Origin of the sequence: Kribbella sp. NPDC058693 (assembly GCF_042715335.1) — a bacterium.
In the GTDB taxonomy this organism is placed as follows: Bacteria; Actinomycetota; Actinomycetes; order Propionibacteriales; family Kribbellaceae; genus Kribbella; species Kribbella jiaozuonensis.
This window is the reverse complement of sequence record NZ_JBHXSQ010000001.1, coordinates 1,951,917-1,968,395: the sequence shown is the minus strand read 5'-3', so window position 1 is coordinate 1,968,395 and position 16,479 is coordinate 1,951,917. Positions and strand designations below refer to the sequence as shown.

The window sequence follows — 16,479 nt, the reverse complement described above, 5'->3', positions numbered from 1 at the left end:
GCATCCGCCCGGAGGGCGGATGCGGGCGGGTGGTGTGATGGGAGATGCTGAAGCGGTGGATGTGGACTGGGAGCGGTTGAGGGCAACTGCCGTTGAAGTCATGGAGCGGGCTTATGCGCCCTATTCGGGCTTCGCCGTCGGGGCTGCGGCGTTGGTGGACGACGGGCGGGTGGTTGCCGGGTGCAACGTGGAGAACGCGTCGTACGGGCTCACGCTGTGTGCCGAGTGCGGGCTGGTGTCGGAGTTGCATCGGACCGGCGGCGGGCGGCTCGTGGCGTTCACGTGTGTGGACCATCATGGGGATCTGCTCACGCCGTGCGGGCGCTGCCGCCAGTTGCTGCACGAGAACGGCGGGCCGGGTCTGCTGCTGGAGACGCCGACCGGACCGCGCCCGTTGCGTGAGTTGTTGCCCGACGCGTTCGGGCCGGAGGACTTGGAGAACTGATGAGTTTCGACGCGGTGGATGTCATCCGGGCCAAGCGGGACAAGGGCGAGCTGAGCGACGGGCAGATCGACTGGGTGATCGACGCCTACACCAAGGGCGACGTCGCCGACGAGCAGATGTCCGCGCTCGCGATGGCGATCCTGCTGAACGGGATGAACCGGCGCGAGATCGCCCGCTGGACCGCGGCGATGATCGCGTCCGGCGAGCGGATGGACTTCGGCAAGCTGTCCCGGCCGACCGCGGACAAGCACTCGACCGGCGGCGTCGGCGACAAGATCACGTTGCCGCTGGCACCTTTGGTGGCGGCGTGCGGGGTCGCCGTACCGCAGCTGTCGGGGCGCGGCCTCGGGCACACCGGCGGGACGCTGGACAAGCTCGAGTCGATCCCGGGCTGGCGGGCGGCGCTGTCGAACGACGAGATGATGCAGCAGTTGGAGGACGTCGGCGCGGTGATCTGCGCGGCCGGTGACGGTCTGGCCCCGGCCGACAAGAAGTTGTACGCGCTGCGTGACGTGACCGGCACGGTCGAGGCGATCCCGCTCATCGCCAGCTCGATCATGAGCAAGAAGATTGCCGAGGGCACCGGTGCGCTGGTGCTGGACGTCAAGGTCGGCTCCGGCGCGTTCATGAAGGATCTGGCCGACGCGCGCGAGCTGGCCGAGACGATGGTTGCCTTGGGCACGGACGCCGGCGTGAAGACCGTTGCCCTGCTCACCGACATGTCCGTGCCGCTCGGTCTGACCGCGGGTAACGCGCTCGAGGTACGCGAATCGGTCGAGGTACTGGCCGGTGGCGGTCCCGCGGACGTGATCGAGCTGACCGTTGCCCTCGCCAAGGAGATGCTCGCCGCGGCCGGCGTCACCGACGTCGACCCGGTCGAGAAGCTGAACGACGGTACGGCGATGGACGCGTGGCGCGCGATGATCTCGGCCCAGGGCGGTGACCCGTCCGCGGAGCTCCCGGTCGCGCCGGAGCAACACGTCGTACCGGCGCCTGCCTCTGGGACGCTGTCAAAGCTCGATGCGCTGGCGGTGGGTGTGGCTGCGTGGCGGCTGGGTGCCGGGCGGGCTCGCAAGGAGGACCCGGTATCGGCGGTGGCCGGCGTCGAGATGCATGCGAAGCCCGGCGATCAGATCCAGGAAGGTCAGCCGCTGCTGACCCTGCACACGGATGACCCGAGCCGCATCGACCGTGCGCTGGAGTCGCTGGCCGACGCGGTGGCCGTGGCGGACTCCTACGAGCCTGGTCCGTTGGTAATCGACCGGATCGGTTAGCTCGAGGTCGCGGTGAGGCGGGCTCGCTGTTCCTTCGCGAGCGCGGTGGCGAGCGCGGTGTCCGGGGTGAGATTGCTGCCCAGGGCACCTACCTCGCGGACGCTGATCTCGACGACCATCGGCCCGACGGCGAGGCTGACCTCGGCGATTGCGCTCGACTGGTCGGTGCCGCCGTCGTACTCCACCCGGGCGTCGGAGAGCGCCCCGGGGAGGTCGAACGGGTGCTCGTGGGTGTCCTGGTTCCAGAAGCCCTTCTGGAGGGCCGCTGCCTTGCCGGCCGAGCCGGTCTTGAACAGCTGCAGCGTGAAGCGCTTCTTCTTGTCGGGGCTGAGCCGGGACGCGCGGTAACCCTCGACGAAGCTGGCGTTCAGCAGGAGGGCGCGGTCCAGCGCGGGGTCGGCGGACCAGGTGTTGAGGAACCCGGTCGCGGTGAACGGGCCGGTGGCGTTGGCGCGCGGGTCCGCGACGTACCCGCGGGGCAGTACGGCGAGGCCGACGAGCGAGCCCTTCGCCTTCTGGGCCGGGCCCGACAGCGAATGCTTGACTGCTGGGGACTCTGCTGCAGTTGCCGACGAACCGTCCTCGTTGCCGCAGGCGGTCACAGCCAGCAGCAAGGCGGTTACTATAACGGCAGCGCCCACGGCTTGACTCCGCGCAGTCCGCGTCACGGTCCCTCTCCGTCCAGCAACTCGCCCCCGAGCGCATCCGACAGTTCCGAGCCCGATGCCATCAGAAGTTGGTTAACTCCAGGCAAACAGTCTTGTTTTATTGGGACGTGGACGGAGTGAGAAGAGTCTCGATCCGGCGGCGGGCGGCCTTCGGGTGGAGTGGTTCGCAGCCGGCCTCGACGCAGCGGCGGACGACCGCGGGGTCGTCGCGGAGCAGCAGGAGTCCGCGCCGGAGCAGGGTCAGCGGGGGTTTCCGGTGCTCGCGGAGGTCGCGCTGGAAGCGGCGGAAGAACGTCACGAGCCGGTGGTGGTAGACGCAGATCGCCGCGGCGAGCAGGTCACGGTCGCGGAGCGCGCCGACGATCTGGTCGGCGAAGATGCCCTCAGCAACGATCAGCGCGGAACCCTCGGAGGTGACGGGCCGGTGACCGACGGTGCCGTCGGCGGCGATGTCGTAGATCGGGAGGTCCGCGGCCCCCGTCGTACACAACTGCTCGAGCGCGGCGACGGCCCGCTCACCGTCCCAGGACCGTGGGTCGTCCCAATCGACGATTCCGAGCGGCGACCGCGGCATCGCCTGGTCGTCGCCGTCCCGGTAGAAGTCGTCCAACCGCACCACCGGCAACCCCACCTGCTCCGCCAGCCGCGACTTCCCCGCCCCCGAAGGCCCGGCCAACAACACCACCCGTGAACGCACCGCCCCATTCTCTGCCACTTCCTGCAGTAACAGCCAACCCCACCCCCCGATAACCAGACATGCCGAAGATGAAGCTGGGCGCCGCGTTCTACGCGCTGATCGCGGTGGGAGCGGTTGGCTCGTCGTGATGGGGCTGGTGGTGGCGGCGTTCGTGCTGGCGCTGCTGACCGACCAGGACGGCGTTCCGCCGTTTCCGAACCTGATCGCGGCCTTCATCCCGCCGTGGGTGAAGCGTCTGCAGGAGAAGTACTACGAAGGTGTCGCGGAGGCTCTCAGTCCAGCAGAGCCTGGTGGAGGGCGGCCGCCGACTGTTTGAACCAGGTGTTGGTGCGGTCGGTGAGTTCGGATTCGCCGGTGGTCCAGCGTTGGTGGAACCAGGGGTGACCGGATTCGGCGCCGTGGCGGACGTAGGCCATGCACCAGACGTGGTTGTCGGCGGCTGCGTCGACCAGGCGGAGGCGGTCGGCTTCGGTCAGGCTGTAGGCGTCGGCGAAGCGGCGGAGGCGGGTGAAGGAGCGGCCTCGGCGTACGTCGTGGATGTCCGCGTCGGGCCGCAGCGGCGCCCACAGGCGGACCGCGGTGGCGACGTCCCACAGCGGTGAACCCGGGCCGGCGAGGTCGAAGTCGATCAGGGCGACGGCGACACCGTCCCGGAAGACCACATTGTCGAGGTTCGGATCGTTGTGGCTGATCAGCCCGGTGACATACGCGGGCGGCACCGGCTCGGCCCACCGCAGGCCGACGGGCCGGAAGTCCGCCACGGCCTCGTGGTACGCCCGCAGCAGCTGCGCCACGCTGTCCAGCGCCTCGTCCGTCATCGACCAGTCCGGGTACGGCGTGGTCACCGTCTCGCCAGGCAGGTACGACAGCACCTCGCGCCCCTGCGAATCGATCCCGAGCAGCCGCGGCGCACCCTCGAACCCGACCCGTTCCAGGTGTTCGAGCAGCGCGTGCGTGGCCAGGCTGCTGGGGCGCAGCGGACGACGGACGGTGTCCCCGACCCGCACGACCAGCCCACGGTTCGCAGTACCGCCGAGCAACTGGGTCTCAACCTCAGCAGGCATCGCGGGTCAGTGTGTCTCGTTCAGCAGGGCCTTCGCCAGGGGTGCGTGGGTAACGATCCCGTTGACCAGCCCGCTGCGTACGGCGGCACGCACCGCGGCGACCTTCGCCAGCCCGTACGGGATCGCGATCACCTCGTCGATCTTGTCCATCTGCTCGGCGTTGATCGCGATCACCCGATCGGTGACGCGACTCTGCACCGGCGCACCGTCCGCATCCACGAACACCCCGGAGATATCCGCGACCACCCCGCGCTTTTCCAGCTGCTCACAGGCCTTCTCGTCCATCGCGTCGTACAGCGTCGACTGCCCCGCCGCCCACGACCCGAGCCCGACCACAGCCTTGCTGACCGAGTCGAAGTGGCTGATCGCCTCCGCCACCTCCGGCTGCTGCCGCAACGCCCGCGCGGTCGCGGCATCCGGCACGACCAGCGGCGCATAGAACAGGTACGCCGGTCCGCCCGACAACCGCGCCGTGTGCCGCACCAGCTCCACCGAGTTCGCCTCGACATCCGGCCGGGTCAGCGCGCCCGTCAGCTGGACGACCGGCACCGGCGCGAGGGTCGTCAACTGCTCGGTCATCGCCGTCACCGCCCGAGCCCAGGCAAGGCCGAGCACATCCTCTGCAGTGACGATCTCCGACAAGAGATCGGCGGCCGCCTTGCCGAGCTGGGTCCGCAGAGCAGGTTCGTCGACCTCTGGTGTGTCGACCACGATCGCCCGCCGCAGCCCGAGCGCCTCCTGCAGCTGAACCGAGAGCTCGAGATCGATGGCTCCCGGGTGGCTGATCTCGATCCGCACCAGCCCACTGCTGCGCGCCTGGTCCAGCAATCGCGCGACTTTGAACCGGCTGAGCCGGAACTCGTCCGCGATCTCCACCTTCGACCGCCCGTCGACGTAGTACCGCCGCGCGATCGACGCGGTCAGCACCAACTGCGCCGGCCCGAAGGTCTCCATCACAGCCTCCCCGCTCATATGAGCACCATCGGACCCAAGTGTTGCACAGACCCTTGACAGGTCAAGTCCCTTGCCGGTTCACTCGTGCTGTGAGCAGAGGCGTGCTCAAATGAGCGGACTGAAGGAGCTGCTAGTGCCCGGACGAAGGCTTACGGCGGTCGGGGTCGCACTTGTTCTCAGTGCGGCCAGCGGCTGTGCCGGCTGGGGTGGTGGCGCCGGTGGTGGCGACAGCGCCGACAGCATCAACGTGCTGATGGTGAACAACCCGCAGATGGTCGACCTGCAGAAACTCACCGCCGACAACTTCACCAAGCAGACCGGCATCCACGTGAACTTCACCGTGCTCCCGGAGAACGACGTCCGGGACAAGATCAGCCAGGAGTTCTCCAGCCAGGCCGGTCAGTACGACGTGGCGTCGGTCAGCAACTTCGAGATCCCGATCTACGCGAAGTCCAAGTGGATCGCTCCGCTGTCGGACTACATCAGCAAGGACCCGTCCTTCGACCAGGACGACATCCTCAAGCCGATGACCCAGTCGATGACCGCGGACGACGGCAAGATCTACGGCGAACCGTTCTACGGCGAGTCGTCGTTCCTCATGTACCGCAAGGACATCCTCGCCTCCAAGGGCGTGACGATGCCGGCGAAGCCGACCTGGCAGGAGGTCGCGGACATCGCGGCCAAGGTCGACAACGCACAGCCCGGCATGCGCGGTATCTGCCTGCGCGGCCAGCCCGGCTGGGGTCAGCTGTTCGCCCCGCTCACCACGGTCGTGAACACCTTCGGCGGCACCTGGTTCACCCAGGACTGGCAGGCCCAGGTCAACTCGCCCGCGTTCACCGAGGCGACCAAGTTCTACGTCGATCTCGTCCGCGCGCACGGCGAGGCGGGCGCACCGCAGGCCGGCTTCACCGAGTGCCTGAACAACACCATCCAGAGCAACGTCGCGATGTGGTACGACGCGACGTCGGCGGCCGGCTCGCTCGAGGCGCCGAACTCGCCGGTCAAGGGCAAGATGGGCTACGCGCCGGCGCCGGTCGTGAAGACCGACAGCTCCGGCTGGCTGTACGCGTGGGCCTGGGGCATCCAGGAAGCCTCGAAGAAGAAGGACAACGCCTGGAAGTTCATCTCCTGGGCCTCCGGCAAGGACTACGAGAAGCTCGTCGGCGAGAAGGTTGGCTGGTCCAACGTTCCGGCCGGTAAGCGGGCGTCGACGTACGAGATCCCGGACTACGTCAAGGAGGCTTCCGCATTCGCGGAGCCGACCAAGTCGGCGATCGAGAACGCCGACCCGAAGAACCCGGGCACCCAGCCGCGGCCGGCGCCGGGGATCCAGTTCATCGACATCCCGGAGTTCCCGGATCTCGGGACCCAGGTCAGTCAGGACGTGAGCTCGGCGATCGCCGGGCGGATGAGCGTCGACAAAGCCTTGAACCGCGGGCAGGAGCTCGCCGACGACGTCGCCGAGCGGTACCGCTCGCGACAGGCGAAGTGAGGGGGAGCAGACATGTCCGTCGATGCCAAGCCTGAAACCGAAACCAAGCCCCGGCGTCACTCGGCGCCGCCCGAGGGCACCGTGATGCGCAGGGCCGGCGACTGGGCCCGGCGCGGGCCGTTGCTGCCGGCGCTGGTCTTCATGATCATCGTCACCCAGTTGCCGTTCGTGGTCACGATCATCGTGTCGTTCATGGACTGGAACGCGTACTACCCGGACGAGAAGGGGTTCGCCGGGATCGACAACTTCCGCCGGGTGCTGACCGATGCGAACACCCGGCACGCGATCTGGGTGACGATCGTGCTGACCGCGGGCGTCGTCCTGATCAGCCTCGTACTCGGTCTGCTGATCGCTCTGCTGCTCGACCGCAAGTTCCGCGGCCGCGGCGCGGTCCGGACGATGATGATCACACCGTTCCTGGTCGTGCCCGTCGCGGCGGCCCTGCTGTGGAAGCACGCGCTGTACAACCCGACGTACGGCTTGTTCAACGGTGTGCTGAAGTGGATCTTCGGTGACAACGCGCCGCAGCCGGACTGGATCAGCAACCAGCCGTTGTGGTCGATCATCTTCGCGCTGGTCTGGCAGTGGACGCCGTTCATGATGCTGATCCTGCTCGCCGGACTGCAGAGCCGTCCGCTCGACGTGATCGAGGCGGCCGGGATCGACGGCGCGAACCAGTGGGAGATCTTCCGCTACATGACGCTCCCGCACCTGCGCCAGTACCTCGAGCTGTCCGCGCTGCTCGGCTCGATCTACGTCGTACAGAACTTCGACGCGGTCTTCACGATCACGTCTGGCGGTCTCGGTACGGCGAACCTCCCGTACACGATCTACCAGACGTTCTACACCGCCCACGACTACGGCCGCGCCTCGGCAGCCGGCGTCATCGTCGTGATCGGCACGATCGCGATCGCAACGTTCGCGCTGCGGTCGGTGTCCACGCTGTTCCGAGAGGAGACCGGCAAATGAGCGGCCAGGTGACGATGGTCAAGGGGCACTCGCGCCGCGGCGGTGGCTGGGCGCTGAGCGGGCTGGCCTGGATCGTGGGCATCCTGTTCGTGCTGCCGGTGCTGTGGATGCTGCTGACGTCGTTCCACTCCGAGGAGAACGCGGCGAAGAACCCGCCGGACATCGCGGCGCCGCTGACGCTCGACGGCTACCGGGCTTTCTTCGACACCGGGCCGTGGCCGTCGATCGCGAACTCGCTGACCGCGAGCATCCTGTCGACCGCGCTGGTCATCCTGCTCGCGTTCCCGGCGGCGTACGCGCTGTCGATCCGGCCGGTGAAGAAGTGGACCGACGTACTGTTCTTCTTCCTGTCCACGAAGATGCTGCCGGTGGTGGCCGGCCTGCTGCCGATCTACCTGTTCGCGCAGTCGGTCGGGTTCCTGGACAACATCTGGCTGCTGATCATTCTGTACACCTCGATGAACCTGCCGATCGCGGTCTGGATGCTGCGCAGCTTCCTGTCCGAGGTGCCGGTCGAGATCCTCGAGGCGGCCTCGGTCGACGGGGCGTCGCTGACCCGCACGCTGCGGTCCGTGGTCGCGCCGGTGGTCACACCGGGTATCGCCTCGGCTGCGCTGATCTGCTTCATCTTCAGCTGGAACGAGCTGCTGTTTGCCCGAGTGCTGACCGGCACAGTGGCGCAGACCGCGCCGGTGTTCTTGACTGGGTTCGTGACCAGTCAAGGATTGTTCCTCGCCAAAGTCTGTGCCGCGTCGATCGTGGTGTCGCTGCCGGTGCTGATCGCCGGGTTCGCCGCACAGGACAAACTCGTCCAGGGTCTGTCGCTGGGGGCGGTCAAGTGAAACTGGCCGCTTCCACTCTCGATGCCCTGGGCAATGAGGTTGGCGTGCCCACCTACGACCGTACGGCGGTGACACCCGGGATCGTGCACTTCGGGGTCGGTGGCTTCCACCGCGCTCATCAGGCGATGTACCTGGATCGGTTGATGGGCGACGGGAAGGCGCTGGACTGGGGGATCGTCGGCGTCGGGGTGCTGCCGCAGGATCACCGGATGGCCGACGTGATGTCCGCCCAGGACTGTCTCTACACGTTGGTCGTCAAGCATCCGGACGGGACGCTGGAGCCTCGGGTGATCGGGTCGATCGTCGACTACCTGTTCGCGCCGGACGATCCGAACGCCGTGCTGGCTCGGATGGTCGACCCGGCGACCCGGATCGTGTCCCTGACGATCACCGAGGGCGGGTATCACGTCAACCAGGTGACCGGGGAGCTGGACGCGTCCGATCCCTCGCTCGCCGCCGATCTGGAGCCGGGCGCGACGCCGGGGAGCGCGTTCGGGTTCATCGTCGAGGCGCTGGCGCGGCGGCGGGCGGCCGGCGTACCGCCGTTCACCGTGATGTCGTGCGACAACATCCCGGGCAACGGGCACGTGGCGCGGAAGATGCTGTCGTCGTTCGCGCGCTTGAAGGATCCCGAGATCGCCGCGTTCCTCGAGACCGAGGTGCGGTTCCCGAACTGTATGGTCGACCGGATCACGCCGGTGACGACGGACGCGGACCGCGAGGCGCTGGCGGAGCGGTTCGGGGTCGAGGATGGCTGGCCGGTGGTGTGCGAGCCGTTCACGCAGTGGGTGCTCGAGGACGACTTCGGGCTCGGCAGGCCGTCGTACGAGGATGTCGGCGTACAGATCGTCGAGGATGTCGAGCCGTACGAGCTGATGAAGCTGCGGCTGCTGAACGCCTCGCACCAGGCGCTGTGCTACCTCGGGTATCTGGCCGGTTATCGGTACGCGCACGAGGTGTGTCAGGACAAGCTGTTCGTCGACTTCCTGCTCGGCTACATGGACAACGAAGGTACGCCGACGCTGCCGCCGGTGCCGGGGGTCGACCTTGATCGATACAAGCACCAGTTGATCGAGCGGTTCGCGAACCCTGAGGTGCGGGACACACTGGCGCGGCTGTGCGCGGAGAGCTCGGACCGGATCCCGAAGTGGTTGCTGCCGGTCGTGCGCGAGCAGTTGGCCGCCGATCGGGAGATCAAGCGTTCGGTTCTGGTCGTTGCGTCTTGGGCGCGGTACGCCGAGGGCACCGACGAGCAGGGTGATCCGATCGAGGTCGTGGACCGGCTGCGGGACAAGCTGGTCGAGCGGGCGCAGCACAACACCGACGATCCGCTGGTGTTCGTCTCGGATCCGGATCTGTTCGGTGATCTTGCGTCGGACCAGCGGTTCGTCACGCAGTACAAGGCCGCGCTGAAGTCGCTGCACGAGATCGGTGCCCGCGCCACGCTCGAAGCCCTGTAGCGTCGGAGCATGACTGAGCTGAGGCTGGTCGCCGGGGTGGACTGCTCCACCCAGGCGACCAAGGTTCTGGTGTGCGAGGCCGAGACCGGCGCGGTGGTACGCGAGGGGCGCGCGCCCCACCCGGATGCCACGCAGGTGGATCCCGCCGAGTGGTGGAAGGCGTGGGAGATCGCGTCCGACGGGTTGCTGGACGGCGTCCAGGCGATCGCGGTCGGCGGCCAGCAACACGGCATGGTCCTGCTGGACGACTCCGGCGAGGTGGTCCACCCCGCCGTCCTCTGGAACGACACCAGCTCAGCCGACGCCACCACCGAACTGATCGCAGAACTCGGCGGCGCCGAGGCGTGGGCCGAAGCCATCGGCTCAGTCCCCGTGCCGAGCTTCACCGTCACCAAGCTCCGCTGGATCCGCGACGAAGCCGCCCGCGCGGATGCAGATGCTGTACGGCGTGAAGCCGCGCGGCGGGCGGCGGCTGTTGTGTTGCCTCATGACTGGATGACGCATCGGCTGGCTGCTGATCGGCGGGGGATCGAGGGGATTACTACCGATCGGGGGGATGCCTCGGGGACCGGGTGGTGGTCGGCGGCGACGAACAGTTATCGGACTGATCTGGTTGAGCTTGCGTTTGGGCGGCAGTTGGCGCTTCCGCGGGTGGCCGGCCCGGCTGAGGTTGTTGGGGAGACTGTCTTCGGGGCGGCGATTGCGGCCGGCACCGGGGACAACGCTGCGGCGGCGCTCGGGCTCGACCTGCAGCCGGGTGACGTTGCCGTTTCTCTCGGGACCAGTGGTACGGCGTTTGCGCGCTCGGCCAACCCGACCGCGGACCCGACCGGCCTGGTTGCCGGCTTCGCGGATGCGACCGGCGAATACCTCCCGCTCGTCTGCACCCTGAACGCGGCCCGCGTGATGTCCGCGACCGCGAACATGCTCGGCCTCGACCTGGCCGAGTTCGACGAGGCCGCGATCACCTCACCCGGCAGCGACGGCCTGGTCCTGCTCCCGTTCGTCGACGGCGAGCGTACGCCGGACCTCCCGCACTCGACCGGTCTGATCTACGGCCTCACCCGCGCGACCATGCAGCCCGCGACGATGGCCCGCGCCGCCGTCGAAGGCCTCCTCTGCGGCCTCGCCGACGCCGTCGACGCCCTCCGCGCCCAAGGCCTCCCCGTCCACCGGCTCCTCCTCCTGGGCGGCGGCGCCCGCTCCCGCGCCGTACAGGCCCTCGCCCCGGCCCTCCTCGGCGCCGAGGTAGTCCTCCCCGAACCGGCCGAGTACGTCGCCCTGGGCGCCGCCCGCCAAGCAGCCTGGGCCCTCACCGGCGAACTCCCCACCTGGCCGGTCCCGGTCGGCAAACCCGAGCCCGCCATCACCCTCGACGCCGCCAAGATCCGCGCCAACTACGAACAGGTCCTCACCAACACCCGCCCCCTCCTCTCGCAGCCTTACAACCGCTGACCTCAGCGGCGGGGGCCGAGGGGGTCTTCGTCGGGTGGGGTCGGGGTGCGGCGGGTGGTGTCGGCGAGGGAGCGTTCGGGTAGCCAGAGGACGAACGTGCTGCCGATGCCGAGTTCGGAGTGCAGGGCGACGGTGCCGCCGTGGGACTCGGCGATCTGGCGGACGATGGCGAGACCGAGGCCGGCCCGGCGCTGACCGCTGGACGGTACGGTCGCGGGCGACTGCCGTTGCCCGGCCCGGAAGAACCGGTCGAAGACCCGATCGGCGTCGTCCGCCGCGATGCCCGGGCCTTCGTCGCGGACCGCGATCCAGGCCCAACCGCTGCGGCTGCCGACCGCCAGCACGAGTTCACTGCCGCCACGCGCCAGCCGGACCGCGTTCGAGAGCAGGTTGTCCACCGCCCGCCGCAGCGCCGACGCGTCACCGGCAGCGGTGGGTCCGGGCGCGAGCCGCCGTACGACGTGAAGCTCACGATCCGCGGCGAGCAGCTCGTACTCCTCGGCCGCCTCACCCGCGATCGCGGCCAGGTCCACGTCGGCATCGACGAACGCCGGCGACGACCGCCGCGCCGACGCGAGCAGGTCCTCCACCAGCCGCGTCATCCGCTGGATCGCCCGGCTGACGATCGCGGTCGCCTGGGCACGATCCTCCGGCGGCGTGTCGTCATGTGCGAGTACGGCGTCGACGTTCGCCTGGATCACCGCCAACGGATTCCGCAGCTCGTGCGACGCGTCGTCGACCAGTTGACGCTGCGCCACGAACGCCGACTCCAGCCGCCCGAGCATGTCGTCGACGGTGTCGCCCAGGTTGCGCAGTTCGTCCCGCGGCCCGTCCAGCGCGATCCGCCGCGACAGATCGGTCGCCGAGATTTCTTGGGCAGTCTCCGTGATCCGTCGTACCGGCCGGAGCGCGCGACCAGACAACCACCACCCGGTGCCGAGACTGACCAGGAACAGCCCGGCGATCCCCGCGGCCGAGTAGTTCCGCAGGCTCTGCAACGTCTGGTAGTTCACCGCGGACTGGAAGCTGGAGATCTCCGCGGCCTGGATCACCTGCCCCTCCTTGAGATGCAGGTTGCCCTCGTGGTCCTTGTAGTACTTCTGGACCTCGATCTGGTTCAGCGGTTTCGGATCGAGGATCTGCTCCAGCGCGAGGTATACCCCGCCGAGCAGCAACGCCGACAGCGCGATCAGCACCGCGGAGTACGTCAGGGTCAGGCGGAACCGGATCGTCTGGATCCAGGAAGGGAGCTTCATTCCTCACCTCGAAGCCGGTAGCCGCGGCCGATCACGGTCTCCAGGACCGGATCCTCGCCGTCCTGGGTGAGCTTGCGACGCAACGTGCCCACCGTCACGCGAACGCTCTGCGTGAACGGGTCCGCGTTCTCGTCCCACACATGCTCGAGCAGTTCCTCGGCCGAGACGACATGCCCGGGCCGCGACATCAGATACCGCAGTACGCCGAACTCCTTCAACGTCAGCGTCAACTCGCGCCCGGACCGCGTCGCGAGGTGGCGGGACGAGTCGAGCACGAGCTCTCCGACATGCAACTGGGTCGTCCCGTTCGTGACGTCCCGCCGCAGCAGCGCCCGGATCCGCGCGAGCAACTCCACCAACGCGAACGGCTTCGTCAGGTAGTCGTCCGCGCCCTCGTCGAGTCCGCGGACGCGATCGGCCAGCGAGGCGCGAGCGGTCAGCATCAGCACCCGCAGCTCCCGCCCGGACGCCACCTCGATCTCACCCCGCCGGACCGCGCGGCACAGGTCGAGGCCGTTGGTGTCCGGCAGGGTGATGTCCAGGATCGCCAGGTCGTACGCCGTGGTCGCGAGCTTCTCCACCGCTTCGGCGCCGGTCGTCGCGGCGTCGACGGCGTACCCGGCCCGGCCGAGTCCGGAGCGCAACGCACTGACCAGGCCTTCCTCGTCCTCCACCACCAGTAATCGCACGCCACCAAGGTAGCCGGGGGAGCGTGATCCACCGGTCTGCGCTTTCGCCGAACTTTCGCTCTGCTTTCCGGTCGTTTTCGCGCCTCCTTGATGAGCTGTGGCCAACCTGATCGAAGGAGATGTCTGATGAAGAAGCTCATTCTCGGCGCGGCGATCGTGGTAGCGGCGCTCGGCGCCGGTGGCGTGGCGTACGCCGCGACGAACGATCCGGCGCCGGAGCAGGGTTATGTCACGGTCGACGACGGCGCCACCACGCCCTCGCCGTCACCGTCGCACGACTGCCCGGAGAAGGGTGACTCCGCGAACCCGAGCGGTAACGCATGACGTCGGCCGCGCTCGAACACGCGTTGTTCGAGGTGAAGAAGGTGGTCGTCGGGCAGGACCAGCTGGTCGAACGCATGCTGGTCGGATTGCTTGCCCGCGGCCACTGTTTGCTCGAAGGCGTGCCCGGCGTCGCGAAGACGCTCGCCGTCCGCACGCTGGCCGAGGTGATCGGCGGCCGGTTCGCCCGGCTCCAGTTCACTCCGGACCTGGTGCCCGGCGACATCATGGGCACCCGGATCTGGCGGCCGTCGACGGAGGCGTTCGACACCGAGCTCGGCCCGGTGTTCGCGAACCTCGTGCTGGCGGACGAGATCAACCGCGCGCCGGCGAAGGTGCAGTCCGCGTTGCTGGAGGCAATGGCCGAGAACCAGGTCAGCATCGGCGGTACGTCGTACCAGCTGCCCGAACCGTTCCTGGTGCTCGCGACGCAGAACCCGATCGAGTCCGACGGCGTGTACGCATTGCCCGAGGCGCAACGCGACCGGTTCCTGCTGAAGATCACCGTCGACTACCCGACACCGTTGGAGGAGCTCACGATTCTCCAGCGGATGAGCGCGCACCGGCCGCACGCCGGCGCCGTACTCACTCCGGAGCAGGTCGTTCAGTTGCAGGAGGCAACGGATGACGTCTTCGTCCACACCGCGGTGGCGGAGTACGTCATCCGCCTCGTGCATGCGACCCGGGCGCCGTCGCAGTACGGGATCCATGATCTGGCCGGCGTCCTGGAGTTCGGCGCGAGCCCCCGTGCGACCCTCGGTCTGGTTGCGGCCGGGCGAGCGCTCGCGTTGCTGCGCGGGCGTGACTACGTGCTGCCGGCGGATGTGTACGACGTCGCGCTCGATGTGATGGCGCACCGATTGGCGTTGACCTTCGACGCGCTCGCCGACGGCGTCGATCCACGGTCGGTGGTCACGCGGATCCTGCACACGATCCAGCAGCCGCATGTGGTGCCGGCCGACGAGGCCCAAGGATCCGCGGCATGACTGATCTCCTGGCCGGACGGGAACGGGCCTTGCGCGCCTTGGAGTTGTCGGTGAAGCGCAAGCTGGAGGGATTCCTGCACGGCGACATCACAGGTCTTCGGAGCGGTCCCGGAAGCGAGCCGAACGAAGCACGGCCGTACCAAGCGGGGCAGGACGACGTACGGCGAATGGACTGGAACGTGACTGCGCGCTCGCTGGAGCCGCACGTCCGGGCGCCGTTGGCGGAGCGTGAGCTGGAGACGTGGGCGCTGCTGGACGCGTCCGCGAGCATGGACTTCGGCACCGCGTTGAGCGAGAAGCGCGATCTGGCCGTAGCTGTTGTCGGAGCGGTCGGCCTGCTCGCCGACCGCCCGGGGAACAGCCTCGGCGTACGAATTGCCCTGGGCAACGACCTCCGTCGTCTCCCCGCGGCCGGCAGCGGAGTCCAGCTCCGCCGCTCGCTGCGCACGCTGCTGTCGTTGCCCCGAGCAACACCAGGATCCGTTCCCAGAACGGATCTGGGGCAGGCGATCAGTCGGCTGAACCGTGAACATCCGCGCCCCGGCCTCCGCGTGATCGTCTCGGACTTCCACGAAGACGGTTGGTCCGACCCACTCCGCCGGCTCGCCGCACGTCACGAGGTACTCGCCGTCGAAGTCCTGGACCCCCGCGAACTCGAACTTCCCGACGTCGGGCTGCTCACGCTGATCGATCCCGAGACCGGCCGCCGGCGCGAGATCCAGACGGCGAACCGCAAGCTCCGCCGCCGGTACGCCGACGTGATGGCGGCGCACCGCACTCGAACCACCCAGGCGATCCGGGCCGCCGGTGCCGCGCATCTCGTACTGCGCACCGACACCGACTGGGTCCGCGACGTCGCCGCCTTCGCCACCGCCCGCCGCCGGGCCGGTGCCCGCTCTGTAAGGACCGGTGTCAGATGAGATTCGAGCAACCCCTGTGGCTCTGGCTGCTGGTGCTGGTCGCCGTGCTGGTGGTGGCGTACCTGCTTGCCCAGCGCCGCCGGACGAAGTACGCCGTCCGGTTCGCGACCCTCCCGATGCTGGAGAAGGTCGCTCCGAAGCGGCCCGGCTGGCGCCGGCACGCGCCGGCCGCGGCCTTTCTCGCGGCACTCACCGTGCTGACGATCGCGATCGCCCGACCGGTGGCGGACATCCGCGTCCCGCGCGAGCGGGCCACCGTCCTGGTCGCGATGGACGTGTCGAACTCGATGGCGGCGACCGATGTCGCGCCGAACCGGTTCGAGGTGGCTCAGCAGGCGGCGACGGAGTTCGTCCGGGACCTGCCGGCGAAGTTCAACGTCGGCCTGGTGTCCTTCGCTCGTACGGCGAATGTGGTGGCCGCCCCGAGTACGGATCATCAGGCGACCGTCGATGCGATCAACGGGCTGCAACTGACCGACAGTACGGCGATCGGCGACGCCGTCCTCGCCGGCCTGCAGGCGGTGCGGACGATCGATCCCGACGATCCGCCACCGAGCCGGATCGTGCTGCTGTCGGACGGCGGCAACACCGCGGGCAGCCCGATCGACGCTGCCGCCGAGGCCGCGGCGCAAGCCGGTGTACCGGTGTCGACGATCGCCTACGGGACCGCCGAGGGCACCGTCAACCTCGAGGGCCGCGACATCCCGGTCCCCGCCGACACCGAGGCGCTCCAGGGCCTGGCCGAAGCCACCAACGGCACGTTCTACCAGGCACAGAACAACGACCAGCTCCGCGACGTCTACTCCGACCTCCAGTCCTCGATCGGCTGGACCACCGAGTCCCGGGAAGTCACCAACCTGGTCGCCGGAATCGCCCTGGCCGCGGCACTCCTGGCCGCGATCGCCTCCCTCTTCTGGTTCTCCCGCCTCCCGTAAGGAGGAACGTCACATGCCCCACCTCGGCCTTCCCTTCCGCGGCCCGGAC

The 16,479-nt window shown here is 68.6% G+C and carries 18 protein-coding genes; 12 read left to right on the top strand and 6 right to left on the bottom strand.

Translation table 11 applies throughout. The annotated features are described in order from the left end of the window. Window positions 1-55 precede the first annotated feature (55 nt). Both ACFWUU_RS09420 and ACFWUU_RS09415 read left to right on the top strand, forming a co-directional pair. Window positions 56-445 carry a cytidine deaminase gene (locus tag ACFWUU_RS09420; RefSeq protein ID WP_233714662.1) on the top strand — a complete coding sequence of 130 codons (390 nt, stop codon included), beginning with the start codon at window positions 56-58 and terminating at the stop codon, window positions 443-445. Then, on the top strand, window positions 445-1,719 hold the full coding sequence (locus ACFWUU_RS09415) for a thymidine phosphorylase (RefSeq protein WP_380174128.1): 1,275 nt from the start codon (window positions 445-447) through the stop codon (window positions 1,717-1,719). Before ACFWUU_RS09420 ends, ACFWUU_RS09415 begins: the two co-directional genes overlap by 1 nt. On the opposite strand, the gene ACFWUU_RS09410 is transcribed toward ACFWUU_RS09415, so the two are convergent. After that, window positions 1,716-2,333, bottom strand: a complete 618-nt coding sequence (locus tag ACFWUU_RS09410) for a hypothetical protein (protein ID WP_380174126.1) — start codon at window positions 2,331-2,333, stop codon at window positions 1,716-1,718. The two genes, ACFWUU_RS09415 and ACFWUU_RS09410, sit on opposite strands and share 4 nt — an antisense overlap. A 151-nt stretch (window positions 2,334-2,484) precedes the next feature. Then, window positions 2,485-3,084, bottom strand: coding sequence for a uridine kinase (locus ACFWUU_RS09405; RefSeq protein WP_380174124.1), 600 nt, complete (start codon window positions 3,082-3,084; stop codon window positions 2,485-2,487). Between the two features lie 127 nt (window positions 3,085-3,211). On the opposite strand from ACFWUU_RS09405, the gene ACFWUU_RS09400 reads away from it, so the two are divergent. Continuing rightward, a complete protein-coding gene (locus tag ACFWUU_RS09400; RefSeq protein ID WP_380174122.1) occupies window positions 3,212-3,400 on the top strand; it encodes a hypothetical protein in 189 nt (62 codons plus the stop codon). Here the strand turns inward: ACFWUU_RS09400 and ACFWUU_RS09395 are convergent. Next, window positions 3,357-4,148: a phosphotransferase gene (locus ACFWUU_RS09395; RefSeq protein ID WP_380174120.1), complete on the bottom strand. Its 792-nt coding sequence runs from the start codon at window positions 4,146-4,148 to the stop codon at window positions 3,357-3,359. The two genes, ACFWUU_RS09400 and ACFWUU_RS09395, sit on opposite strands and share 44 nt — an antisense overlap. Window positions 4,149-4,154: 6 nt before the next feature. After that, on the bottom strand, window positions 4,155-5,120 hold the full coding sequence (locus tag ACFWUU_RS09390) for a sugar-binding transcriptional regulator (protein WP_380174118.1): 966 nt from the start codon (window positions 5,118-5,120) through the stop codon (window positions 4,155-4,157). 91 nt (window positions 5,121-5,211) lie between these two features. On the opposite strand from ACFWUU_RS09390, the gene ACFWUU_RS09385 reads away from it, so the two are divergent. Genes ACFWUU_RS09385 through ACFWUU_RS09365 form a run of 5 tightly spaced genes read left to right on the top strand, consistent with a single transcriptional unit; the run spans window position 5,212 to window position 11,323 of the window. Then, on the top strand, window positions 5,212-6,597 hold the full coding sequence (locus ACFWUU_RS09385; protein ID WP_380174116.1) for an ABC transporter substrate-binding protein: 1,386 nt from the start codon (window positions 5,212-5,214) through the stop codon (window positions 6,595-6,597). A 12-nt stretch (window positions 6,598-6,609) separates the two neighbouring features. Continuing rightward, the gene (locus tag ACFWUU_RS09380; protein ID WP_137252809.1) at window positions 6,610-7,566 is read left to right on the top strand and encodes a carbohydrate ABC transporter permease; all 957 of its coding nucleotides are present in this window, start codon (window positions 6,610-6,612) and stop codon (window positions 7,564-7,566) included. Beyond that, entirely contained in the window at window positions 7,563-8,408 is an 846-nt protein-coding gene (locus tag ACFWUU_RS09375; protein WP_137252810.1) for a carbohydrate ABC transporter permease, read from the top strand. Before ACFWUU_RS09380 ends, ACFWUU_RS09375 begins: the two co-directional genes overlap by 4 nt. Before the next feature lie 44 nt (window positions 8,409-8,452). Further along, the gene (locus ACFWUU_RS09370; protein ID WP_380174114.1) at window positions 8,453-9,868 is read left to right on the top strand and encodes a mannitol dehydrogenase family protein; all 1,416 of its coding nucleotides are present in this window, start codon (window positions 8,453-8,455) and stop codon (window positions 9,866-9,868) included. A 9-nt stretch (window positions 9,869-9,877) separates the two neighbouring features. Further along, on the top strand, window positions 9,878-11,323 hold the full coding sequence (locus ACFWUU_RS09365; protein ID WP_380174112.1) for an FGGY family carbohydrate kinase: 1,446 nt from the start codon (window positions 9,878-9,880) through the stop codon (window positions 11,321-11,323). Between the two features lie 2 nt (window positions 11,324-11,325). Here the strand turns inward: ACFWUU_RS09365 and ACFWUU_RS09360 are convergent, their stop codons facing one another. Beyond that, window positions 11,326-12,579: a sensor histidine kinase gene (locus tag ACFWUU_RS09360; protein WP_380174110.1), complete on the bottom strand. Its 1,254-nt coding sequence runs from the start codon at window positions 12,577-12,579 to the stop codon at window positions 11,326-11,328. Further along, on the bottom strand, window positions 12,576-13,268 hold the full coding sequence (locus ACFWUU_RS09355; RefSeq protein WP_380174107.1) for a response regulator transcription factor: 693 nt from the start codon (window positions 13,266-13,268) through the stop codon (window positions 12,576-12,578). The genes ACFWUU_RS09360 and ACFWUU_RS09355 overlap by 4 nt, the downstream gene beginning before the upstream one ends. Before the next feature lie 126 nt (window positions 13,269-13,394). Here ACFWUU_RS09355 and ACFWUU_RS09350 point away from each other — a divergent pair, with 126 nt between their 5' ends. From ACFWUU_RS09350 to ACFWUU_RS09335, 4 genes are read left to right on the top strand one after another with little or no spacing between them, the layout of a single operon-like run. After that, entirely contained in the window at window positions 13,395-13,592 is a 198-nt protein-coding gene (locus tag ACFWUU_RS09350) for a hypothetical protein (RefSeq protein ID WP_380174104.1), read from the top strand. Continuing rightward, a complete protein-coding gene (locus tag ACFWUU_RS09345; protein WP_380174102.1) occupies window positions 13,589-14,575 on the top strand; it encodes an AAA family ATPase in 987 nt (328 codons plus the stop codon). Before ACFWUU_RS09350 ends, ACFWUU_RS09345 begins: the two co-directional genes overlap by 4 nt. Further along, window positions 14,572-15,495 carry a DUF58 domain-containing protein gene (locus ACFWUU_RS09340; protein WP_380174100.1) on the top strand — a complete coding sequence of 308 codons (924 nt, stop codon included), beginning with the start codon at window positions 14,572-14,574 and terminating at the stop codon, window positions 15,493-15,495. Before ACFWUU_RS09345 ends, ACFWUU_RS09340 begins: the two co-directional genes overlap by 4 nt. Then, a complete protein-coding gene (locus tag ACFWUU_RS09335) occupies window positions 15,492-16,430 on the top strand; it encodes a VWA domain-containing protein (RefSeq protein WP_380174098.1) in 939 nt (312 codons plus the stop codon). The genes ACFWUU_RS09340 and ACFWUU_RS09335 overlap by 4 nt, the downstream gene beginning before the upstream one ends. Window positions 16,431-16,479: the final 49 nt, after the last annotated feature.